Annotated in this window: 24 protein-coding genes; 14 read left to right on the forward strand and 10 right to left on the reverse strand. The window is 51.1% G+C overall.

Translation table 11 applies throughout. The features are described 5' to 3' along the window. Window positions 1-28: 28 nt before the first annotated feature. Entirely contained in the window at window positions 29-604 is a 576-nt protein-coding gene (dcd, locus tag HA050_RS04600; RefSeq protein WP_099396154.1) for a dCTP deaminase, read from the reverse strand. 93 nt (window positions 605-697) lie between these two features. On the opposite strand from dcd, the gene HA050_RS04605 reads away from it, so the two are divergent. From HA050_RS04605 to HA050_RS04615, 3 genes are all read left to right on the forward strand, one after another. Beyond that, window positions 698-1,153 carry a peroxiredoxin gene (locus HA050_RS04605; RefSeq protein ID WP_180273476.1) on the forward strand — a complete coding sequence of 152 codons (456 nt, stop codon included), beginning with the start codon at window positions 698-700 and terminating at the stop codon, window positions 1,151-1,153. A gap of 83 nt (window positions 1,154-1,236) precedes the next feature. Next, window positions 1,237-2,646, forward strand: coding sequence for a PhoH family protein (locus HA050_RS04610; protein WP_099396156.1), 1,410 nt, complete (start codon window positions 1,237-1,239; stop codon window positions 2,644-2,646). 235 nt (window positions 2,647-2,881) lie between these two features. Next, window positions 2,882-3,262: a hypothetical protein gene (locus tag HA050_RS04615; protein ID WP_166822673.1), complete on the forward strand. Its 381-nt coding sequence runs from the start codon at window positions 2,882-2,884 to the stop codon at window positions 3,260-3,262. Window positions 3,263-3,851: 589 nt separating this feature from the next. On the opposite strand, the gene HA050_RS04620 is transcribed toward HA050_RS04615, so the two are convergent. Together HA050_RS04620 and pta are read right to left on the reverse strand one after the other, a co-directional pair. After that, a complete protein-coding gene (locus HA050_RS04620) occupies window positions 3,852-5,357 on the reverse strand; it encodes an AMP nucleosidase (RefSeq protein ID WP_240928979.1) in 1,506 nt (501 codons plus the stop codon). A 327-nt stretch (window positions 5,358-5,684) separates the two neighbouring features. Further along, window positions 5,685-7,730: a phosphate acetyltransferase gene (gene pta / locus HA050_RS04625; protein WP_099396159.1), complete on the reverse strand. Its 2,046-nt coding sequence runs from the start codon at window positions 7,728-7,730 to the stop codon at window positions 5,685-5,687. A 445-nt stretch (window positions 7,731-8,175) separates the two neighbouring features. Between pta and HA050_RS04630 the strand changes: the two genes are divergently transcribed. Beyond that, a complete protein-coding gene (locus HA050_RS04630; RefSeq protein WP_166822676.1) occupies window positions 8,176-8,961 on the forward strand; it encodes a ParA family protein in 786 nt (261 codons plus the stop codon). Between the two features lie 196 nt (window positions 8,962-9,157). Here the strand turns inward: HA050_RS04630 and HA050_RS04635 are convergent, their stop codons facing one another. Further along, window positions 9,158-9,790, reverse strand: a complete 633-nt coding sequence (locus HA050_RS04635) for a DNA-3-methyladenine glycosylase family protein (protein WP_166822679.1) — start codon at window positions 9,788-9,790, stop codon at window positions 9,158-9,160. A 111-nt stretch (window positions 9,791-9,901) separates the two neighbouring features. After that, on the reverse strand, window positions 9,902-11,233 hold the full coding sequence (pmbA, locus tag HA050_RS04640; RefSeq protein ID WP_166822682.1) for a metalloprotease PmbA: 1,332 nt from the start codon (window positions 11,231-11,233) through the stop codon (window positions 9,902-9,904). Between the two features lie 198 nt (window positions 11,234-11,431). On the opposite strand from pmbA, the gene yjgA reads away from it, so the two are divergent. From yjgA to HA050_RS04670, 6 genes are all read left to right on the forward strand, one after another. Further along, window positions 11,432-11,995 (forward strand): ribosome biogenesis factor YjgA, encoded by a 564-nt coding sequence (yjgA, locus tag HA050_RS04645; RefSeq protein ID WP_166822685.1) that lies wholly within the window; start codon window positions 11,432-11,434, stop codon window positions 11,993-11,995. Continuing rightward, window positions 11,996-12,652: an HAD-IA family hydrolase gene (locus HA050_RS04650; protein ID WP_166822688.1), complete on the forward strand. Its 657-nt coding sequence runs from the start codon at window positions 11,996-11,998 to the stop codon at window positions 12,650-12,652. Next, entirely contained in the window at window positions 12,649-13,230 is a 582-nt protein-coding gene (gene mog / locus HA050_RS04655) for a molybdopterin adenylyltransferase (RefSeq protein WP_166822691.1), read from the forward strand. Before HA050_RS04650 ends, mog begins: the two co-directional genes overlap by 4 nt. Before the next feature lie 80 nt (window positions 13,231-13,310). Continuing rightward, the gene (locus HA050_RS04660; protein WP_166822694.1) at window positions 13,311-13,982 is read left to right on the forward strand and encodes an alpha/beta hydrolase; all 672 of its coding nucleotides are present in this window, start codon (window positions 13,311-13,313) and stop codon (window positions 13,980-13,982) included. Window positions 13,983-14,166: 184 nt separating this feature from the next. Further along, window positions 14,167-14,919 (forward strand): 5'-methylthioadenosine/adenosylhomocysteine nucleosidase, encoded by a 753-nt coding sequence (locus HA050_RS04665; RefSeq protein ID WP_099396166.1) that lies wholly within the window; start codon window positions 14,167-14,169, stop codon window positions 14,917-14,919. 387 nt (window positions 14,920-15,306) lie between these two features. Continuing rightward, a complete protein-coding gene (locus tag HA050_RS04670; RefSeq protein WP_166822696.1) occupies window positions 15,307-15,651 on the forward strand; it encodes a hypothetical protein in 345 nt (114 codons plus the stop codon). Window positions 15,652-15,701: 50 nt separating this feature from the next. On the opposite strand, the gene HA050_RS04675 is transcribed toward HA050_RS04670, so the two are convergent. The 5 genes from HA050_RS04675 to ribBA all read right to left on the reverse strand — a co-directional run bounded on the left by HA050_RS04675 (window position 15,702) and on the right by ribBA (window position 19,311). Continuing rightward, window positions 15,702-16,211, reverse strand: a complete 510-nt coding sequence (locus tag HA050_RS04675; RefSeq protein WP_166822699.1) for a phosphatidylglycerophosphatase A family protein — start codon at window positions 16,209-16,211, stop codon at window positions 15,702-15,704. Then, window positions 16,201-17,160 carry a thiamine-phosphate kinase gene (gene thiL, locus HA050_RS04680; RefSeq protein WP_166822702.1) on the reverse strand — a complete coding sequence of 320 codons (960 nt, stop codon included), beginning with the start codon at window positions 17,158-17,160 and terminating at the stop codon, window positions 16,201-16,203. The genes HA050_RS04675 and thiL overlap by 11 nt, the downstream gene beginning before the upstream one ends. A gap of 107 nt (window positions 17,161-17,267) precedes the next feature. Continuing rightward, window positions 17,268-17,735 carry a transcription antitermination factor NusB gene (nusB, locus tag HA050_RS04685; protein WP_099396169.1) on the reverse strand — a complete coding sequence of 156 codons (468 nt, stop codon included), beginning with the start codon at window positions 17,733-17,735 and terminating at the stop codon, window positions 17,268-17,270. Beyond that, entirely contained in the window at window positions 17,732-18,205 is a 474-nt protein-coding gene (gene ribH, locus HA050_RS04690; RefSeq protein WP_166822705.1) for a 6,7-dimethyl-8-ribityllumazine synthase, read from the reverse strand. Before ribH ends, nusB begins: the two co-directional genes overlap by 4 nt. Beyond that, window positions 18,205-19,311, reverse strand: a complete 1,107-nt coding sequence (ribBA, locus tag HA050_RS04695) for a bifunctional 3,4-dihydroxy-2-butanone-4-phosphate synthase/GTP cyclohydrolase II (protein WP_166822708.1) — start codon at window positions 19,309-19,311, stop codon at window positions 18,205-18,207. The genes ribH and ribBA overlap by 1 nt, the downstream gene beginning before the upstream one ends. 356 nt (window positions 19,312-19,667) lie before the next feature. Between ribBA and HA050_RS04700 the strand changes: the two genes are divergently transcribed. Genes HA050_RS04700 through HA050_RS04715 form a run of 4 tightly spaced genes read left to right on the forward strand, consistent with a single transcriptional unit; the run spans window position 19,668 to window position 21,698 of the window. Next, on the forward strand, window positions 19,668-20,387 hold the full coding sequence (locus tag HA050_RS04700; protein WP_166822711.1) for a beta-ketoacyl synthase chain length factor: 720 nt from the start codon (window positions 19,668-19,670) through the stop codon (window positions 20,385-20,387). Then, window positions 20,380-21,162, forward strand: coding sequence for a lysophospholipid acyltransferase family protein (locus HA050_RS04705; protein ID WP_166822714.1), 783 nt, complete (start codon window positions 20,380-20,382; stop codon window positions 21,160-21,162). Before HA050_RS04700 ends, HA050_RS04705 begins: the two co-directional genes overlap by 8 nt. Then, entirely contained in the window at window positions 21,149-21,409 is a 261-nt protein-coding gene (locus HA050_RS04710) for a phosphopantetheine-binding protein (protein ID WP_166822717.1), read from the forward strand. Before HA050_RS04705 ends, HA050_RS04710 begins: the two co-directional genes overlap by 14 nt. Before the next feature lie 31 nt (window positions 21,410-21,440). After that, window positions 21,441-21,698 carry an acyl carrier protein gene (locus tag HA050_RS04715; protein WP_099396174.1) on the forward strand — a complete coding sequence of 86 codons (258 nt, stop codon included), beginning with the start codon at window positions 21,441-21,443 and terminating at the stop codon, window positions 21,696-21,698.

A 21,698-nucleotide genomic window follows, 5' to 3' on the forward strand; every position in this document is an offset into this window, starting at 1 on the left:
ACGGGCCTGCGGGAAAGAAGGGTAAAACTCAGGTCTTAGGCAGCGTTACGCCACTTTGGCCCTGATACTTACCACCGCGATCGCGGTAAGAAGTTTCACAAACATCGTCTTCATCGGCCTCAAAGAACAAGACCTGCGCTACGCCTTCGTTGGCGTAAATCTTGGCGGGCAGCGGCGTGGTGTTAGAGAACTCCAGCGTTACATAACCTTCCCACTCCGGCTCAAACGGAGTGACATTCACAATAATGCCGCAACGCGCGTAAGTGGACTTACCCAGGCACACCGTCAGGGCATTACGCGGAATACGGAAATATTCCACAGTACGTGCCAGCGCGAAAGAATTTGGCGGGATAATGCAATAACCCTTACCAGAAACATTCACAAAGCTGCCTTCATCAAAGTTTTTTGGATCAACAATGGTCGAGTTAATATTGGTAAAAACTTTAAACTCATCGGCACAGCGAATATCGTAGCCGTAGCTGGAAGTACCATAAGAAACAATACGTTCGCCGTTTACTTCCTTCACCTGGCCTGGCACAAACGGCTCGATCATGCCGTGCTCGCTGGCCATACGACGAATCCACTTATCTGATTTGATACTCATTACTGTCACATCCCCATTACATATTTGCGGCTATTGTAGCTGCGGAGCATCTGCCACGCATCTATAATCATCACAACTAAGGAGATTCTCTTGATGCCCAACAAGCTTTGTCCAGAATTAAAACTCGCCACCACATCCAATCTGCACTTCGATACCACCGCACTGAAAGGCCAGGCCTTTGTGCTCTATTTCTACCCCAAGGACAGCACCCCGGGCTGCACCACCGAAGGCGGTGATTTTCGCGATCATCATGCCGAATTTCTCGCTGCCCAATGCCTTGTTTTTGGCATTTCCAGAGACAGCCTTAAAAGCCACGAAAACTTCAAAGCCAAACAAGAATATCCTTTCGAGCTAGTTTCTGACCCGGATGAGACAGCTTGCCTGGCTTTTGATGTCATGAAGCAAAAGAAGATGTATGGTAAGGATGTAAGGGGAATTGAGCGCAGCACCTTTGTGATCAACAAAGAAGGAGAAATCGCTAAAGAATGGCGTGGCGTGAAAGTGCCGGGTCATGTAACAGAAGTACTGGAGTTTGTAAAAACGCTTTAAGTTGCATTGCAGGGTGAGGCCGCACAAGGCTCAGGTTTTGTCCACTCACCCCAGCCCACCTTTTTCCGTTCCAGGAGTTCATCATGGCAACCCGCAAGCGCAAAGCACCGAGTGTCACCAAGCTCTTCGTTCTGGATACCAATGTTTTAATGCACGACCCCACCTCGCTCTTCCGCTTTGAGGAGCACGATCTCTTTCTGCCGATGATGACTTTAGAAGAGCTCGACAACAACAAAAAAGGCACATCCGAAGTCGCCCGTAATGCCCGGCAAGCCAGCCGTTTTCTGGAAGAGCTGATTTCCGGCAAAGAATCCGATCTGCATAACGGCGTACTGCTTGATACCGCCAGCAAAGGCCAGGCGCTGGGCCGGCTGTTTATGCAAACCGAAGCCATTACCAGCGTACTGCCCGCCCAGCTCCCTATGGGCAAAGCCGACAACCAGATTCTGGGCGTGGTACACCATCTGCAGCAAATGCACACCCAGCGCCAGGTGATTCTGGTTTCCAAAGACATCAATATGCGCATCAAAGCGCGGGCGATGGGTTTGGCGGCAGAAGATTACTTTAACGATAAGGTATTAGAAGACACCGATCTGCTTTACACCGGCATGCGCGAAATTAACCAAAAATTTTGGGAGCGCAACGGCAAAGATCTGCAAAGCTGGCAGGAAGGCGGCCGCAGCTACTGGAAAATAAAAGGCCCGGACTGTGCCGAGCTGTACGTTAACCAGCTGCTTTATCAGGCAGGCGACACGCCTTTATCTGCCCGCGTTATCAACGTAGAAGGCAAAACGGCGCTGATTGAAAGTCTGAAAGACTACAGTCATAACAAAAATGCCATCTGGGGCATTGTCGCCCGCAATCGCGAGCAAAATTTCGCACTTAATCTGCTGATGAATCCCGATGTTGATTTTGTCTCCCTGCTGGGCCAGGCAGGCACAGGCAAAACCCTGCTCACGCTTGCGGCCAGCCTTGCGCAAACGTTGGAATCCAAGATTTACAGCGAAATCATCATGACCCGCGTTACCGTGCCGGTTGGGGAAGACATCGGCTTTTTACCCGGCACCGAAGAAGAAAAAATGATGCCGTGGATGGGGGCGCTGGAAGACAACCTCGATGTGCTCAACCAATCTGACGCCGAAGCCGGCGACTGGGGGCGTGCAGCCACGCGCGATTTAATCCGCTCACGCATTAAAGTGAAATCGCTCAACTTTATGCGCGGCCGCACCTTCCTCAAGAAATTCCTGATTATCGACGAGGCGCAAAACTTAACGCCCAAACAAATGAAAACCCTCATCACCCGCGCCGGCCCCGGCACTAAGGTAGTGTGCCTGGGTAATATCAGCCAGATCGACACCCCCTACCTGACGGAGGGCAGCTCAGGGCTGACTTACGTAGTCGATCGCTTTAAAACATGGGAGCACTCCGGCCACATCACCCTCACTCGTGGCGAGCGCTCCAGGTTGGCGGATTATGCGGCAGAGGCTTTGTAAGTTTTAAGCGGCAAAAAAGGGTCATCTGGCAGGCCCTTTTTTTATTCCCACCTGCACCGTGTACTACGCTGCGCTTTAGTGCAGTCTATAAATGGACTGCGTGCGTCCCCTCTCCTCTCTTATTTACTTTTGTGGCTTGTGATGGAAAACATGGCATTATTCTTTGCGCAGTGGTTATACGCCAAGATTTAACGTCAGCCACTTAGCACATCAATCATTGAAAGAGGTTCGCGTCATGTCCGTCAAATTATCGAAGAGCGATGCTATTGCAAGACTTTACCGTGAACAGCCCAATGTCAACCTCGACTCCAATGCAACTCACTTTGCAAATATCAATGCAAGCAAAGCTGTATGGTGGTATGACATTCCCCGCAAAAAAGTGACATCTGGAAGTCATGAAGTCCTGCACATTTTGGCTCATGATTTCTCAAACAACGAACTGCATTATCTTGTTGTGCCAACGAAGTATCTATGTAACAACTTGGGCAAGTTGGTTATTCGCAAAGATAAAGACTCCATAAGTCTCGAGCTTTCAGCAAGACCGTCAAATTTCATGCAAGATATTCGTCCAAGTGGAGGGCACATTCACTTTTCCCAGTTCCGGCAGTGCCAGTAAAGAAAGGGGAACCTATGAGACCTGGACCTGTATTTGACGTAAGTTAAGTAAATTCAATTTCCCGTAAAAGTATTTTTTTAGACCTTCAAAAATACAAATCAAAATCCTATTCACTTCGACACCAAACTCAATACACATGAGTACGTGCGCCTACCCGCGAGCTTTCTTCGCACCTATCTGCCACGCTCATAGAACTGGGGCTTTAAATCCCGTTTAAGCACACCGAGCACGAAGGGAGACGAACAGGTTTATCGTTTGGCTCACGCCACGCGAGGGAACCGCGGAGCGGGGTGCGCTTCGGGTCGCCTTTCTTTGCTTACTTTCTTTGGCGAAGCAAAGAAAGTGAGTCCCCGTCGCGGACTGCGACTGTAAATTCACGTGCCGCAGGCACTAAATAAAATCAAAAAATTAAACGACAGCAATATTAGGCTTTTACTTGACAGCATGTAAGCATGTTTACACGAAATTTTCTTAAAATTTTCAAATTTAACATGAAAAAAACAAGCCGATGCTCCCGCACCGGCTTATTTTTTCTGCAAAAGAGCACACCAAACTGCGCTTTAAGCACACCCCAGCAAAAACATAAACCTCACTGAAACGCCACCTCAGCAAAACTTCTCAGCTTACGGCTATGCAACTGCCCCTCGCCCTGATCGCGCAACAGCTCCATGGCCCGAATACCAATTCGCAAGTGCTGATCAACCCGCTCGCGGTAGAAGTGATTAGCCATACCAGGTAGTTTGATTTCGCCGTGCAGCGGTTTATCGCTCACACAAAGCAGCGTTCCGTAAGGCACGCGGAATCTGAAGCCGTTGGCGGCGATGGTGGCGCTTTCCATATCCAGCGCAATGGCGCGGCTTTGGCTAAAGCGGCGCTGCGGGCGGTTGTCGGGGAGTAATTCCCAATTGCGGTTATCGGTGCTGGCCACGGTGCCGGTACGCATAATGCTTTTTAGCTCGGCGCCTTTCATTTCGGTGATTTGTGAAACAGCCGCTTCTAAGGCCAGCTGAATTTCAGCCAGGGCAGGCACCGGCACCCAAAGTGGCAAATCTTCATCCAGCACATGATCTTCACGCACATAGCCGTGCGCCAGCACGTAATCGCCCATTTGCTGCGAATTTCGCAGGCCCGCGCAATGGCCCAGCATGACCCACGCATGGGGGCGCAATACGGCGATATGGTCGGTAATGGTTTTGGCATTGGCGGGGCCAACGCCGATATTCACCATACTAATCCCAGTGTTATCTGCACGGATCAAATGGTAAGCAGGCATTTGCGGCAGGCGCGGTGGTGCTGCGCCCAGCGCATCAATGGCTTCGGCATCAAGGCCAATGCGGCGGGTGATCACATTGCCCGGCTCTACAAAGGCAATGTATTCACTATCCGGGTCTTGCATGCATTCATGCCCAAGCCGCACGAACTCATCAATGTAAAACTGGTAATTGGTAAACAGTACAAAATTCTGAAAATGCTCGGGCACCGTGCCCGTGTAATGACGCAAGCGGTGCAGGGAGTAATCAACCCGCGCTGCTGTAAACAAAGACAGCGGCTCCGGCTCGCCCGGCTTAGGCTCGTAAGTGCCGTTGGCAATGCCATCATCCATGGCAGATAAATCTGGCAGATCAAACATATCGCGCATCAGCTGGCGGCGCTCTGCTGTGAGCGTGCCTTCAATATGATCGTGCTCGGCAAAAGAGAAATGCACCGGCATGGGCTGGGTGCTTACGCCAACTTCTAATTCATTCTGATGGCTTTGCAAGAGCAGCGTAAATTGCTCCAGATAATATCTGTCGTAAAGATCCGGGCGGGTTAAAGTGGTTTCAAAGCTGCCCGGCCCCGCTACAAAGCCATAGCTTAAATGCGCACTCTCATTGGTGAGCCTTGCAACGGTATCGGTTTGAATTCTTACAAAAGGATAGTAAGCCCGAACATGGCCTGGCAAGGCTTCGCCGGCCACAAAACGCTGCATGGCATCGCGCAAATGCGCCACACTGCTTTCATAAATCAAACGCACCTGCGCAAGGGCCTCAAGCGGATCTGCATGGCGGGTTGGTGCAATAAACTCGGGCAAATAAGGCATACGTCGACGGCTCATTGGGGCGTCTCCATTTTTTTCATTGGAATTACACAGAACAAATCTTTCTACCGGACCCATTCTACTTTTAAACAGATTACGATTATCTTATTTTATTGAAATTCCGAATCAGACTTAAGCCAGTGCAAGCGGTTCAATTTAATCGGGATAAATATGTGCGCAACTTTTTACAATATAAACACGGGCAATAGCTAAAACTATCCAGTCAGACAGCCACTCTCAAAACAACATTCACTCAGCAAATAAAACAGCATCACACCTGGCAACAGCAGGTTCAGGCATAAAAAAACCGGGCACAAGGCCCGGTTTTTATCTCTGGCAAATTGATTACGCCGCCAGGTTTTGCGCCTGAATGGCAGTCAGGGCAATGGTAAACACAATATCATCGACCAATGCGCCGCGTGACAAATCATTGACTGGCTTACGCAAACCTTGCAACATTGGACCAACACTCACCACATGGGCGCTGCGTTGTACGGCCTTATACGTGGTGTTACCTGTATTCAGATCAGGGAATACAAACACGGTTGCCTTGCCTGCCACAGCGCTGCTTGGCGCTTTTTGCGCCGCCACTTCAGATACCGATGCTGCGTCGTATTGCAGCGGGCCATCCAGCACCAGATCAGGGTAGCTGCTGCGGGCCAGCTCAGTGGCTTCGCGTACTTTATCCACATCGGCCCCCGCACCGGATTTGCCGGTGCTGTAGCTGATCATGGCTACTTTAGGGTCCACACCAAATGCGCGGGCACTATCAGCACTTTGCTTCGCAATCTCGGCCAATTGCACTGCATTCGGGTTAGGATTAATCGCGCAATCGCCATAAACCAGCACCTGCTCCGGCATCAGCATAAAGAACACCGAAGAAACAATCGACGAGCCAGGCGCAGTTTTGATCAGCTGCAACGCAGGGCGCACCGTACTTGCTGTGGTGTGGATCGCGCCGGACACCAGGCCATCCACCTTGTTCACAGCCAGCATCATGGTGCCCAGCACAACGGTATCTTCAAGCTGTTGCAATGCCTGACCAGGGGTAAGGCCCTTGCTCTTACGCAGCTCAACCATCGGATCTACATACTCAGCGCGGATCACATCCGGATCCAGAATCTCAAGGCTTTCTGGCAACATCACACCCTGCGCAGCGGCAATGGCTTCGATGGTGGCGCGTTTACCCAGCAAGACGCAGTGGGCAATGCCTTTTTCTTCACAAATAATGGCGGCACGAATAGTGCGTGGCTCTTCGCCCTCAGGCAAGACCACGGTTTTACGCACTGAGCGCGCTTTCTGGATAAGCTGATAACGGAAAGCCGGTGGTGACATGCGTGACGATGGCGGCACTTGCACCGCATTCATCAGCATGGCCATATCGATTTGCTCGGATACGGCATCCAGCACCAGATTCATGCGCTCGCTGTCGTCGGTGGCTACCGCCGGCGGCAATTGGGTAATACGAATCGCGGTATTAAAGCTGTCGCTGTCTGTGCGCATCACCGGAATGCCGCTGGTTAAGGCCTGGCGTGATAACTCCAGAATACGGCTGTCCGGCTGGCTGGAATGCGTCAGCAGCAACCCGGCCAGCTGCACACCCTGGCTGGCGGCCAGAGCGGTTGCCAGCATCACATCATCTCTGTCCCCGGCGCTGACCACTAAAGCACCTGCTTTCAGACGCTCAATCACTTCAGGAACAGAGCGGGCTGCCACCACGGTTTCCAGCACGCGGCGGTTTGCAATATCGCCTTCAATCAGGATTTCTGCATTCAAATGACGGGCAATATCTAAAGTGCGCGGCGCAAGCAAAGCCGGATCAAACTTAATAAAGCCCCACAACGGAATACCATCCAGCTCGTATTGCACAGAAGCTGCGTCAAACTGCGCGGTGGCTTTATTGAAAATCACACCGGCTACTTTGCAGCCTTCATTTTTCAGCTGACTGGCCGCAAGGCGGGATTCTGCCACCGCCCCTGTTGCGCGCGCATTGGCCACTAAAATCACTTCTGCCTGCAAGCTGCGGGCCACTTCATTATTTAATCTGGCGGTAAATGCATTGCTTGGATCCAAATGCATGCCTTCAACCACTAATACATCCACGCCATGCGCCGCGCCCATACACAGGCTGACAATATCTTCCAATAACTCATCATTCTGCCCTGCAGATACGCGGGCAATAACCTGCGCAATCGATAAAGACTGCGGACATTCAATCTGGCAAATTTGTGAGGCAAAATGCGTAGAGCGCTCAATACCCTGCGGCTCTTGAGAAACCGGCTTTACAAATCCCACTTTCAGACCCTGGTGTTGCAAAGCGCGAACCACACCTAAAGAAACCGAAGTAAGGCCGACATTTTGTCGGGTTGGAGCCACAAAAAAGGTTTGCATATATCATCCTCAGCACGTAACAAACTTTGCTACTAAAAAACACATCAAATAAGGGGTGTAAGGCTGGCGGGCATGCATCTGAAAAAACAGGATGCCCGCGAAGGCCGTCAATGTAGAACAAAGCGCCGCATTTAGGTCGGCAACTTTCACACCTTGAGCACGATCTTTGTTCCATGTCATAAAAAAATGCTGCATCGCACACTAAATCGGCTAAATTCAAACCCGGCGCGGATGTTTTAATGAGTTTAGCAGCCTTGCCTGCAAAAAAAGGGCCGTTTGCCCGCCGGCTTTCAAGCACCAGAAACCTTAGTATTTGCTTAAGTAGTCCTGTCACCCTGCTTTAAAACAGCGTTTCGAGTTAGAATCGCACAGCAACTCTGAGCAAGCCCCTGCCTGTGTACAGACAGGCTTGCCCACCACTCCATTCATCACCGCGGTGAGATTTATGACGGTTATTGTCGTTTTCAATCAAAAAGGTGGCGTAGGTAAAACCACCGTCAGCGCCAACCTGGCCGCCGCCATCGCCAAAAATGGCGTAGAGCCGCTGGTGATTGATTTAGACCCGCAAGCTCACCTCACCTCGCTCTACGGCATAAAACCTAAAAGCAGCCAAAGCATTTATCGCTTCTTTCAGGGGGCAAGCACACTATCTGATCTAATTATTACAAGAGATGACGGCATTAACTTTGTGCCATCTCATTTAGAGCTGGGAAAAGTAGACGCGCAGCTTACCCGCCACAAAGATCATGTATGGCGACTGAAGCTGGCACTGACAGCAGAAATGCTTTCGGGCTTTGGCCTGCCCATTATCATTGACTGCACGCCAACACTGGGTGTGTTGTCGTTTTCGGCCATGTTTGCCGCCGACATCATTCTGGCCCCCGTTGCCGCCGAATACTTGGCCCTGAACGGCGCGGTACAGCTGGCGCAAACACTGAAAGGACTTGAGAAGTTTCAGGCCAGAAAACCAAGGCGCTTTCTGATCAACCGCTACACGCCGGGGCAAATCACATCAGAAACCGTGGCTGGCCAGCTGATCAAACACTTCCCCGGAGAAGTGCTTAAAACCCGCATCAGAGAGCAAGAAGCGCTATCAGCGGCGGTAGGCAGCGGTGCAAACATCTTCGACTTCGCCCCCACCTCAGGCGCAGCAGCAGACTTTACTTTCTTGCTGGACGAGCTGATCGAATCCAGCCTGATCTCGCTGTCACTGGATTTACCGTTTGAGTGATGCTTTTTTGATGAGCGCCAAAAAAGAAAGATCTGCAGACACGGCGCTTAAAAGCAGAACACGGTAAAGACCTTAAGAGAAATACAGATCAATGATCGTCTTACCTTAGATTTCTCAACACTTCCTCTGTGTGTCCTGTGTCCTCTCCGATCCCTGCGCCTAAATTGCTTTTTAACCTTTCTCCCCAGTACCACCACTAATACTCCACCGGCACCGGATCAAGGCTGCGCCAAAGATACCATGTAGCAACGGTGCGCCAGGGCTGCCATTTCTGCGCCAAGTCACATATAATATTTCGCGGGAGTCGTTCATTGTTGTGGTAAAGCAGCGCAATCGCCTTGAGCAGGCCGATATCGTCCAATGGCAGCACATTGGGGCGGAGCAGGTAAAAGATTAAAAACATTTCGGCGGTCCAGCGGCCTATGCCGCGGATATCGACCAGCTTGCCAATCACAGCCTCGTCATCCAGATCATGCCAAAGCGCCACATCCAGGAGGCCCGCCTGCTGATGCCTGGCTAAATCACAAAGATATTCCACTTTGCGGGCGGATAAGCCACAAGCGCGTAAATCCTCCACACTGCTTTCCAGTACACGCGCAGCTTCAATTTTTTGCACATGAGCCGCAAAACGCGCCCAGACCGAATCCGCCGCCTTAACAGAAATTTGCTGGCCGACAATGGCACGGGCCAGGGTATGAAACACTTCGCCGCGCCCTTCCAGACTGATACCGGGATAGCGGGCAATCAGCTCCGCCATCACAGGGTCAACTGCAGCCAGTGCCGCAGTGGCCTCATCCCAATAGGCAGGCTTGCCGTAAATAGCGCTCATTTGATCCCCCTGAGGCAGTGGCGTTGCAAAGCTAAAACCCGTCTGACGGGCAAAAAAATGGCGGAACAAGGGGTGAAGCTTGCCCCCCCCTTTCCGCCTTGTTCCAGCAAATTACTCGCCAGCAACCGTCATTTTACTTACTAAAATCGAGCCCACCTTGCGGCTGGACCATGGCTGGCTGTCATCACCAATCCCAACAATATTTTTAAAGATGTCACGCAAATTACCGGCGATAGTGATTTCTTCAACCGCGTATTGAATCACACCGTTTTCTACCCAAAAACCCGCGGCACCACGGGAATAATCGCCCGTCACCATATTGGTGCCGTGGCCAAGCAGCTCGGTCACAAACAAGCCCGTACCCATCCCGGCCAGCAATTGAGCAAAGGTATGCGTAGGCGCAACAATCAGATTATGCGAGCCGCCCGCATTGCCGGTGGTGCTCATGCCTAATTTACGTGCGGAATAACTGGATAAGAAATAGCCATTTAACACGCCCTGACTGACCACTTCACGCGCCACGGTAGCCACGCCTTCAGCATCAAATGCGCCGCTGCTCATGCCTTTTTTAAGGAAGGGGTCTTCTTTAATGCTGACACAAGGCGCAAAAACAGTCTGCCCCAGGCTGTCTGGCAAAAAGCTTGATTTGCGGTAAAGGCTGCTGCCACTGACAGCCTGCACAAAAGTACCAATCAAGCCGGAAGCTACCGGCGCTTCAAACAGCACCGGATATTCGCCCGTTTTTACGCGGCGGGCACCAAGGCGGCGTAAAGAGCGCTCGCCTGCCCGCTTTCCTACAGCAACAGCCGAATCCAGGTCTTCTGGTGATCTGGCCGAGCTATACCAGTAATCGCGCTGCATACCCGATTCATCTTCGGCAATCACCGCCGCAGAAAGGCTGTAGCGCGAGCTGCGCTCCGTCCCCATAAAACCTAAGGAATTGGCATACACAAAACGGCTTGCCCCGGTGGAAACCGATGCACCTTCCGAATTACTGATGCGCGCATCCACACCACGCGCCGCGTCTTCACACTCGGTTGCCAGCGCAATGGCACCTTCTACCGATAAATCCCATGGATGGTATAAATCAAAATCCGGAAAAGACGTTGCCAGCCGGTCTGCATCCGGCAGGCCGGCAAATGAATCAGCGGCGGTAAAGCGGGCAATGGCCAGCGCCGCCCGGACTGTTTCTTTAATGGCATCCGCTGAGAAATCACTGCTGCTGGCATGGCCTTTTTGCTGACCCAGATAAACGGTGACGCCTACCCCTTTATCGCGGTTGTATTCGATGGTTTCTACTTCACCCAGGCGCACCGATACATTTTGCCCATAGCCTTCAGACACATCCACATCGCAGGCTGTTGCGCCTTGATTTTTCGCCTGCTCAAGCACCATGGAGGCTAAATCACATAATTCTTGCTGATCAAAACTAAATTCGGACACAGTTCATTTCCTGTTTAGCGGTTCGTTGTTATTAAACACTTTTGCGATATATAAGGCGCTTTGACGGCCGGAACAAACTGTCAAAGCGCTCATTTTTAATCAAAACCCTGAGCCTCTGTTCTTTTTTCTATGCACTCTATGCCAGAGAAAGAGGCAGTCTTTGGTATCATACCGGTTTTGCAAGCAAGTAACCCTATCATGGCAACACCAAAACACGACCTTCCTGACGACGATATCGAGTACGTCAGCAAAACAGAAATGAAGCGCGAGATGACTGCGCTGCAACAACTCGGCGAAAAACTGATTCCGCTGGATAAAAAACAACTGGCTACGCTAAAGCTGCCGGAACGCCTGTTTGACGCCATTTTAGCGGCAAAAAAAATCACCGCTAACGGGGCAACGGCAAGACAAAAGCAGTTTATTGGCAAGCTGATGCGCGATGTGGATCCGGAGCCGATTAATGAGCTGCTGAATAAGCTGGCCGGTTTGTCTGATCGCCACAGTGCATGGCTGCACCGGCTGGAACGCCTGCGCGAAGGCATGCTGGCTGACCCGAAAGTGGTTGAAAATTTCGTCAATGAACACCCGACAGTAGAAATTCAGCAGCTGCGTCAGCTGGTTCGCAATGCTTTAAAAGAGCGCGAGCTGCAAAAACCAGCCAAAGCGTTCCGCGAATTATTTAAATTAATCAAACAGTACATTCCGGAGCCAGCCTTACCCGGCCTTGAAGTATCTGCCCCTGAAGAAGAAGACGAGGAATAAATGACCTGGCAAATCGAATGTGCTGCACTGCTGTTCGACATGGACGGCACCTTAGTCGATTCAACTCCTTGTATTGAAGGGTTGTGGCGGCGATGGGCTGTTCGCCAGCGTTTAGATCCGGATTTTGTCATGCAGCATGTGCATGGACGACGCGGCATTGAAACCATTGCCCTTGTCGCACCGCATCTTGATGCCGCAGCCGAAGTGGCTGTTTTATTGCAAGAAGAAGCGCGTACCTTAGATGGCACAGTGGCCATTGATGGCGCGGCGGATTTTCTGGCACAGCTTCGCCCGGATCAATGGGCTGTTGTGACCTCCGCCCCGCGCAACATTGCCTTAGCTAAATTAGCGCATGCGGGCCTGCCTGCACCAGCAAGGCTGATTTCGGCAGACGATGTTACACATGGCAAACCGCATCCCGAGGCCTTTTTAAAAGGCGCGGCACTATTTGGCTTAGATCCGCAGCAATGCGTGGCTTTTGAAGACGCGCTGAGCGGCGTGCAATCGGCACAAGCGGCGGGCATCCCGGTGATTGCACTTACCTCATCGCACACGGCCCAGGAACTCAGCCACGCCGAACACATCATTACCAATTACCACTCGCTTACCCTTACTGCCGGGGACCGAATGGTAATTTCAGGATTTAACCCGCAATGAACACGCTAAAAATTGGCCTTGTTTCTGTTTCTGATCGTGCCTCAAGCGGCGTGTACCAGGATCTTGGCATCCCCGCCTTAGAAGAATGGCTGGGATGCGCGCTCAGCAGCCCGCATCACACCATCAGCCGTTTAATTGCCGACGAACAAGACCTGATCGAAGCCACGCTTAAAGACCTGGCGGATACAGAAGGTTGCCACCTGATACTCACCACTGGCGGCACCGGCCCTGCGCTGCGCGATGTGACGCCTGACGCTACGCTGGCGATTGCAGATCGCGTCATGCCGGGCTTTGGCGAGCAAATGCGCCAGATCAGCCTGCATTATGTGCCCACGGCCATACTTAGCCGCCAGGTGGGCGTGATTCGCAAACAGTGTTTGATTTTAAATCTGCCTGGCCAGCCTAAATCGATCAAAGAAACGCTGGAAGGCGTAAAAGATGAAAATGGCAAAGTCTTAGTCAACGGCATCTTTGCCGCCGTTCCCTACTGCATTCAGCTGTTAGATGGCCCCTATATCGAAACCCATGCAACCATCGTTGCCAGTTTCAGACCCAAATCCGCCATTAAAGCCCAATAAACAGCTGTTCATATTATGAAAGCGCAGCCGGCTAGCCATCGCGCGCTGATCATCTGCGGGATAACAAAAAGGAATCAAGCATGAGTACTGCTGAATTACTGCATTGTGTAGAAATTGAAACAGCCAGCCAGCCCACCGCCAGCGTGATCTGGCTGCATGGCCTTGGCGCGGACGGTAATGATTTTGCGGGCATTGTGCCTGATTTGCAGCTGCCGGCTGATTTAGCCGTACGATTTGTGTTTCCGCACGCCCCCTATATGCCGATCAGCTGCAACAACGGCTATGTGATGCGGGCCTGGTACGATATTTTGCATTTTGATCAAATCAGCCGTCAGGCTGATGTGGCTGGCGTAAAGGCTTCGGTAGAAATGATCCGTGCCCTGATTGCGCGTGAAAATCAGCGCGGCGTGCCGAGCGAGCGCATTATTCTGGCGGGTTTTTCACAAGGCGGCGCAATTGCCTATACGGCAGGCACACTACATCCGGAAAAGCTGGCCGGTATTGTGGCGCTATCCACATACCTGCCTGCGCCTGAGCTGATCCAAGCCGGGCTGAGCAACCAGGACACCCCTATCTTTGCCGCACACGGCAGCGCCGACCCTGTGGTTGGCCTCGCTCTTGGCGTGGCAGCGAAAGACACGCTCAGCGGGCTGGGCTTTACCATCAGTTGGCAAACATGGCCGATGCAGCATTCAGTCTGCATGCCGGAAATCCAGGCAATCGGGCAGTTTATTCGTCAGCGTTTAACCTGATCCGTAAGAGCAGAAAACAGTTTTAAAATTGTTTTCTGCTTTATCATTCCCCGGCACATCGCCACGCCACCGGCAGCAAACCCTGCTTTTAGCTGAAAAGTGATTATTTCATTTGGCATAAGCCTTGGTCTGAGGCATTATCCGCCACCTTGCCGCGCGCGTTTTTTGTAAGTCAGAAAATAAAATGAAGATTGGAATTATTGGTGCAATGGAGCCCGAAGTGGCCCATCTTATTGCTTCGCTTGAAAACAGCAGCAAAGAAACTGTAGCCGGGATCGATTTTTACAGCGGCACGCTGGCAGATCATCAAGTGATCGTCACCCGCTCTGGCATTGGCAAAGTCGCCGCCAGCATCGCCACCACGCTGTTGATCGCCAAGTATCAGCCTGAAGCCATTATTAACACCGGCTCTGCGGGTGGCTTTGTGGATCATTTATCGATTGGCGATATCGTCATCTCATCCGAAGTACGTCACCACGATGTGGATGTTACGGCATTTGGTTATGAAATCGGCCAGATGGCTCAGCAGCCCGCCGCCTTTACGCCGGATGCAGATTTAGTTGCTGCAGCGCACCGTGCCGTAGCCAGCCTTGGCCAGGTACAGGCGATTGATGGCTTGATTTGTACAGGCGACAGTTTTATTTGCGACAGCACCCGCACAGCGCAAATGCTCAAAAACTTCCCAACCATGGCCGCATGCGAAATGGAAGCGGCCGCAATTGCTCAGGTTTGCTATCAGCACGAAGTGCCTTTTGTGATTATCAGATCGCTATCTGATAACGCCAATAACGATTCACCTGTCGATTTTGACCAATACATCATCAAAGCGGGCCACCATTCCGCACTGATGGTGATTGCGCTTTTAGAAGAGCTGGATGCAATGGGCGGATCGTTCCAGCCCATGCATAAAAAACAAAATACACAGTCTCTGCACTAAGCAGAACTCTGAATGCGTTACAGGCCACGCGCCTGTAACGCCCTTCCAGCCTTTCAATTCCAATATCCCCGCAGTGAATCGATTCACCCTCTTTTATTTTCATTCAATACCAGTTCAGACAATTCCCCCGCACACAAGCATGACAAAGCAATATCAAAGCAGCTCTCCAGCCCTGTTCATGGCAACAAAATAACAATTCACAAGTATCAGCCGCAATAAAAAAGCTACTTTTTACCACCACACCCAACCCAAAACCCATGCGCATAATTGCTGCAATTCACCTTAATACCAAATAAATTTAAGACAAAAAAATTGAATTGATCGCACATTTAATCAGGGCGGAAAATCACACTCATCAGGCAGGCATTACTGCTTCAGGAGTGAGAAATGAAGTACTTATGGGCAGGAATATATATTGCATTCAGTGTGCAAATCGCCAGCCACTCTCACGCAAGCGTGCTTGAAATAAAGCCAGACACCGAATTAAATACAATGGGTGAAGTGAATCACTTTATTGAAGCACCAACAAAAAAAACAAATGACATAAACAAAGCAATTCCGGAATGGAAGCAATTAAGAATTGCCGATATGGCCAGGCATTCCACCTCACCCGCGCAAACCAATGCCATGATGACCGCACCACATAAAACGATTCCAGAGCCAGAAACATATTTACTGATCAGCCTTGGCGTGATCGCCTTAATCAGCAAGGGGCTGCATAGAAACAGATAAGCAAAAAGAGCTTAAGCAGTGCTTAAGCTCTTTCTCTGAAATCCCCTCTCTTACGCTAAAGAATAAAAATGCTGGATCAGCAGCAAAGCCAAAACGGCGTAAGCACCAGCAAGAATATCGTCGATCATCACCCCAATCCCACCGGGCACCCGCAAATCAAACCAACAAATAGGCCAGGGTTTTAAAATATCAAACACCCGGAACAAGGCAAATGCCAGCGCCCAGCCCGGCAGCGTTACCGGCACAAAAAGCAGCACCAGCCACATGGCGACAATTTCATCGATCACAATGCCGCCATAATCATGCACCCCCAGCGTTTTACCCGTCACCTCGCTCGCCCAGCATCCAATCACAAACACCGGCAGACAAAACCACGCGATCGCCTGCGGAGAAAGCCATTGCATTAAAAGAGCAAACAAGGGCAAAGCAGCGATCGTACCGAAAGTGCCGGGTGCTTTTTTCGCCAGGCCACTGCCAAAACCAAAAGCAATAAAATGGGCTGGGTGAACAAACAGAAAGCGCCATGTCGGGCGCACCAGAGGGGCTTGTTTATGACTCATAGGCGAAGTGATCAAATCCATGAAAGATAATCGGCAGGGGCTGGCGGGAGGCATCAAGAAGATGCACGGTGTCGCCCTGAGTAATTTTACCCACAAGAGTAAGCCCTAATTCAAGCTCCTCGGCCAGGGCAATAATAGCCTTATGCTGATCGGGTGCTGCCGTAAAACACAGCTCATAATCATCTCCGCCAGCCAAAAAAGCCTCCTGCCGTAAAAGCTCAGGTAAGGCATGCAGGTCTTGCGCAAAGGGAACGGCATCCAGCCAGACTTCTGCACCACAAGCCGATTGCTCACAAATATGCCGCAGATCGGCCAGCAAGCCATCTGAAATATCCAAAGCGGCACTGGCGATGCCCCGCAAGCGCAAACCCAGCTCAATACGCGGCACGGGTATATCAAGACGCAGATCGCAGCGCTCAGCCACATCATAAGGCAGCTCCACCCGCCCCGTGCGGTGCATAACGGCCGCTGCAGCCGCCCCCAGCGGCCCGGACACCCACACTTCGTCACCTGGCCTGGCCCCGCTTCTCAAAAGCGCCTTACCGCGCGGCAGGCTGCCTGCAATCTGAATAGCTATCGTTAAAGGGCCGCATGTGGTATCGCCCCCGATCAGCGAAATATCGTGCTCACCGGCCATGGCAAACAAGCCCCGGCTGAATGCCTCCAGCCAGGGCTCATCCATTTTGGGCAGCGCCAAAGAAAGCGTAAACCAGTCTGGTTTTGCGCCCATGGCAGCAAGATCAGATAAATTAACGGCCAGCACTTTGCGCCCCAGGCGCTCCGGATCCGCTCCCGGAAAAAAATGCCGCCCTTCAACCAGCATATCTGCAGAGATGGCCAGCTGATGCCCGGCGGCAACAGACACTAATGCCGCATCATCACCAATCCCTAAATCTGCATTTTTGGCAGGGCGCTTGAAATAATGAGCGATCAGATCGAATTCGTTCAAAGCGTTTTCAAATCCACAAAGAATAAAAGGCAACAAACACGTGTTTTATGCAAATTGTAAGCAAAAAAAGACGGGCCATGCCCGTCTTTTTATCAAACTAAACCTCATTAACCATGACGTTTAGCGCGTCCTGCACTCACTTCCTCGCTGCGTACCACCGCCGCCAGTTTATCCAGCACACCATTAACAAACTTATGCCCGTCCAAACCGCCAAATGTTTTGGCCAGCTCGATAGCTTCGTTGATAATGACGGGGTACGGTGTTTCCGGCATGGAGATAATCTCATACGCGGCCACGCACAATACAGCGGCTTCTACCATGCTGACTTCATCCATAGGACGATCAACATGAGGCGCAATCGCGTCCTGCAAGGATTTCATATCCTTGATGGCACCAAACAGGATGGAGCGAAATAATTTTTCGTCTGCACGGGCAAAGCTGGTATTGCTCTCACGCAAGAAGGCTTCGATATTGCCAACGTTATCGCCAGCCAGCAGCCATTGATAGATACCCTGCACGGCAAATTCGCGTGAGCGGCGGCGGGCTGATTTTGGTTTTGCTACTTCTTCGGTCATGCTTGTAATGCCTTTAATAAATTCGCTGTTTCTACGGCGACACGCGCAGCATCTGTGCCTTTTTCCAGCACACGCACTTCTGCCTGTTCGTCGTTTTCAGTGGTTAATATGGCGTTTGCCACGACAATACCGTAATCGAGTCCAATACGGCTTACACCGGCGCCTGATTCATTGGCAACCAGCTCAAAATGATAGGTTTCGCCCCGAATGACTGCGCCCAAAGCGATCAGTGCATCAAAACGATCTGATTCGGCCATCGCAGCCAGCACCAGCGGGATTTCCAAAGCGCCTGGCACGGTAGTAATCAGCATATCCTGCTCTGCCACGCCCAAGGCTTTAAGTTCTGCAACGCAAGCATCGCGTAAACCCTCACAAACCGGCGTATTAAAACGGCTCATTACAATACCGATACGTAAACCATTGCCAGCCAGATTAGGTGCAATAAAAGGAATATTTGCAGCGATGCTCATTATTTTTTTCCTTGAGATAGTTCAAAGCCAGTAATTTCCAAACCAAAGCCCGTCATACTCGGAATGCGGCGCTCTGGCGACAACAGGCGCATTTTACCCACACCTAAGTCTTTTAGCATTTGTGCACCAATACCATAGGTGCGCAAATCCCATTTCTTGTTTTCATTTAAGCCTAATTCCGGCAAGGCGCGAGCTAATAAATCGTTACCATCTTCAGCGCGATGTAAAAGCACCATCACGCCACAGCCGGCTTTTGCAATGGCCTCTAAGGAAGACTTCACATCCCATGAATGCCCGGTCTGGCCTAAATCCATCCAGTCGATCACCGACAAAGGCTCGTGCACCCGTACCAATGTTTCAGTCTCTGCACTTGGCTGACCTTTAATCAGCGCCAGATGGCTGGCTGAAGTGAGCTTATCGCGGTAAACCGCCAGCTCAAATTCACCTGCAAACGTTGTAATCATGCGGCGCCCGGCGCACTCCACCAGCGTTTCGGTACGGCTGCGATAATGAATCAGGTCGGCGATAGTACCAATTTTTAGCTGATGCTGTTCAGCAAATACTAAAAGTTCAGGTAAACGGGCCATAGTACCGTCGTCATTCATGATCTCGCAGATTACGCTGGCTGGTGTTGCGCCAGCTAATGCGGCCAGATCACAGCCCGCTTCAGTATGCCCTGCTCTGACCAATACCCCGCCTGGCTGCGCCATAATCGGGAACACATGGCCAGGTTGCACGATATCGCTGGCTTTTGCATCAAAGGCAATTGCTTTTTTAATGGTTAAAGCGCGATCATGTGCAGAAATACCCGTAGTCACACCTTCAGCCGCTTCAATCGAAGCCGTAAAATTAGTTCCAAAACTCGATCCATTAGCACGCACCATAGGTGCCAGGCCCAAATGAGCACAGCGCTCGGCATTCAGCGTGAGGCAAATCAGGCCACGGCCATGTTTGGCCATAAAATTAATCGCTTCTGGCGTGACAAAATCTGCCGCCAGCACCAGATCCCCCTCGTTTTCCCTGTCTTCTTCGTCTACCAGTACAACCATACGCCCGGCACGCAATTCTTCGATAATTTCCTGGACTGGGGAGATATTGACACTCATAGCAGTACCTTTATTTTTTAAGATCACTTAAAGCAAATAAATTCGGCCTTACCCGCCACAACATCATTTCACACGTCTAACCCTGATTGCAGCAGGCAATAAGCGGCTATTGTCCCAGATCAGCGGGCGATAGACCATAAGCAAGCCACTTTTCCCGCATGCTTATCTGAAAAAACAACCTCAGAGCCATTAAAACGGATATGACATCGGGGCAAAGTGCTTTCTTTCAACTGACGCCTCTGCTATTCTCGCGAACTTCGAAGCATTTGCTGGCAAAATGAACGGGCGCTGATAAAAAAATTAAATCGCACACTCGCTCAAAAAACTATTCAGATAAGTAATCAGCCAGATAATCAATGATTCAATTTCAAATATCAAAATGGGCAGCCTGGGCTCCGGGCTTGAGTGAGCAATCGTCATGGTTGACTTATTTGGCTGCGCCCCATATCCCTGCCGGAGATGAAAGCCCCGCATTAAGCGAAATGCCGCCCATGCTGCGCCGCCGCGTAGGCCACTTGGGTAAAATGGCCTTGCAGGTGGCTTATCGGGCCAGTGAAGAAGACGCGCAATGCCCGGTCATTTTTGCTTCCCGTTATGGCGACATGGTGCAATCGGTAGAGCAACTCAGTCAATTAGCGCTCAGCAACGCCGTTTCCCCGACTGCTTTCAGCATGTCAGTGCATAACGCTATTTCAGCCTTATTTTCTATTGCCCGAAAAGATACGGGCAGCTATACCGCCATAGCCGCAGGCCAGGAAACCACAGAAGCCGCATTCACAGAAGCTTTGGCACTACTGGCCGATGGCGCGGCCAGCGTGCTGCTGGTTTATTACGAAGAGCCCCTGCCGCAACCTCATCATATTTTTGCCGACACGCCTGAGTTTCCACATGCCTTTGCCTTCCAGCTGGTCAAAGCAGAGCAAGGCATCAGCCTGAGCAGCAAAGCCTGCGGGCAAAACCAGGCAAATGACGACCTGCCGGGCAGCATCGCTGTGCTGCGTTTTTTACTTTCCGATCAGCCCGAATATCAGCATACCGTTGGCACACGAACCTGGGTATGGCAGAGACATGTTTAAAGCACTGGAAAGAAGCTGGCGGATTTTTGCGACTGCGCTCGCTTTTTCTGCCTTTGGCCTGGGTGGTCTGGTGCTGGGGCTGGCTTTTTTTCCGCTATTGCATTTATGCGTGCGCCAAAGCGCACACAAAACCCGCATGGCACGCTTAACAATTCACTACGCATTTAAGCTTTTTATTGAATTAATGCGTGTATTGGGCATTTTGCGCTACAGCATCCGGGGCCTTGAAAAGCTGCACCGCCCCGGACGATTAATTCTTGCAAATCACCCCACACTGATCGATGTGGTCTTTTTAATTTCCTTAGTTAAAAACGCAGATTGCGTCGTCAAAGCAGGATTAGCCCGAAATCCTTTTACCCGTGGCCCCATAAAAGGGACGGCTTATATTTGCAATAATTCCGGCGCACAGCTTATCGACGACTGTATTGCTTCTGTGCAAGCAGGCAATGATTTAATTATTTTCCCAGAAGGGACGCGCACGGCGACAGACGGATCAATGAAACTTCAGCGCGGTGCAGCCAATATTGCCTTGCGCGGCCAGTGCGATATCACCCCGGTCACTATACGCTGCCAGCCACTCAGCCTCACCAAGGGTTTACCATGGTGGAAAGTGCCCGCCAGCCGTATGATTTTTACCCTAGACATCGGGGACGATATTGCTGTTGCCCCTTTTTTAGAACAGGCAGGCGGCGAAACAACCCTTGCAGCCCGTCAGCTCACTCAATATCTTCACGACTATTTTTTACCGGAGAACACTGCCCATGCAGGCGCTTGAACAAGAAATCAAACAACTCATTATCTCGTCCCTCAACCTTGAAGACCTGAGCCCGGAAGATATAAGCTCCAGCGCCCCGCTGTTTGTGGACGGCTTAGGCCTGGATTCCATTGATGCACTGGAACTGGGCCTGGTGCTGCAGAAATCCTATGGAGTCAGCCTGTCAGCAGATTCAGAAGAAACCCGCGCGCATTTTGCCAGCGTGCAAGCATTAGCAACCTTTATTGCATCAGCACGCAGTAACTGACAAGTACACCCGTGTGTAGCAAGGAATACCCATGACCAAGCAAGAAATGTTTGAACGCCTCAGCGCTATTTTGCAAGAAACTTTTGATACTGAAGCCAGCAAAATCACCCCTGAAGCACGCCTTTACGAAGATCTGGATATCGACAGCATTGATGCGGTTGATCTTATCGTTAAACTTAAACCTATTGCGGGCAAACGCCTGCACCCCGATGCGTTTAAAGCCGTGCGTACCTTACAAGATGTTGTCGATGCACTCTATGAGCTGATGCAAGAAAAATCTGCAGCTTAA

The sequence above is a fragment of the Iodobacter violaceini genome (assembly GCF_011601265.1).
In the GTDB taxonomy this organism is placed as follows: Bacteria; Pseudomonadota; Gammaproteobacteria; order Burkholderiales; family Chitinibacteraceae; genus Iodobacter; species Iodobacter violaceini.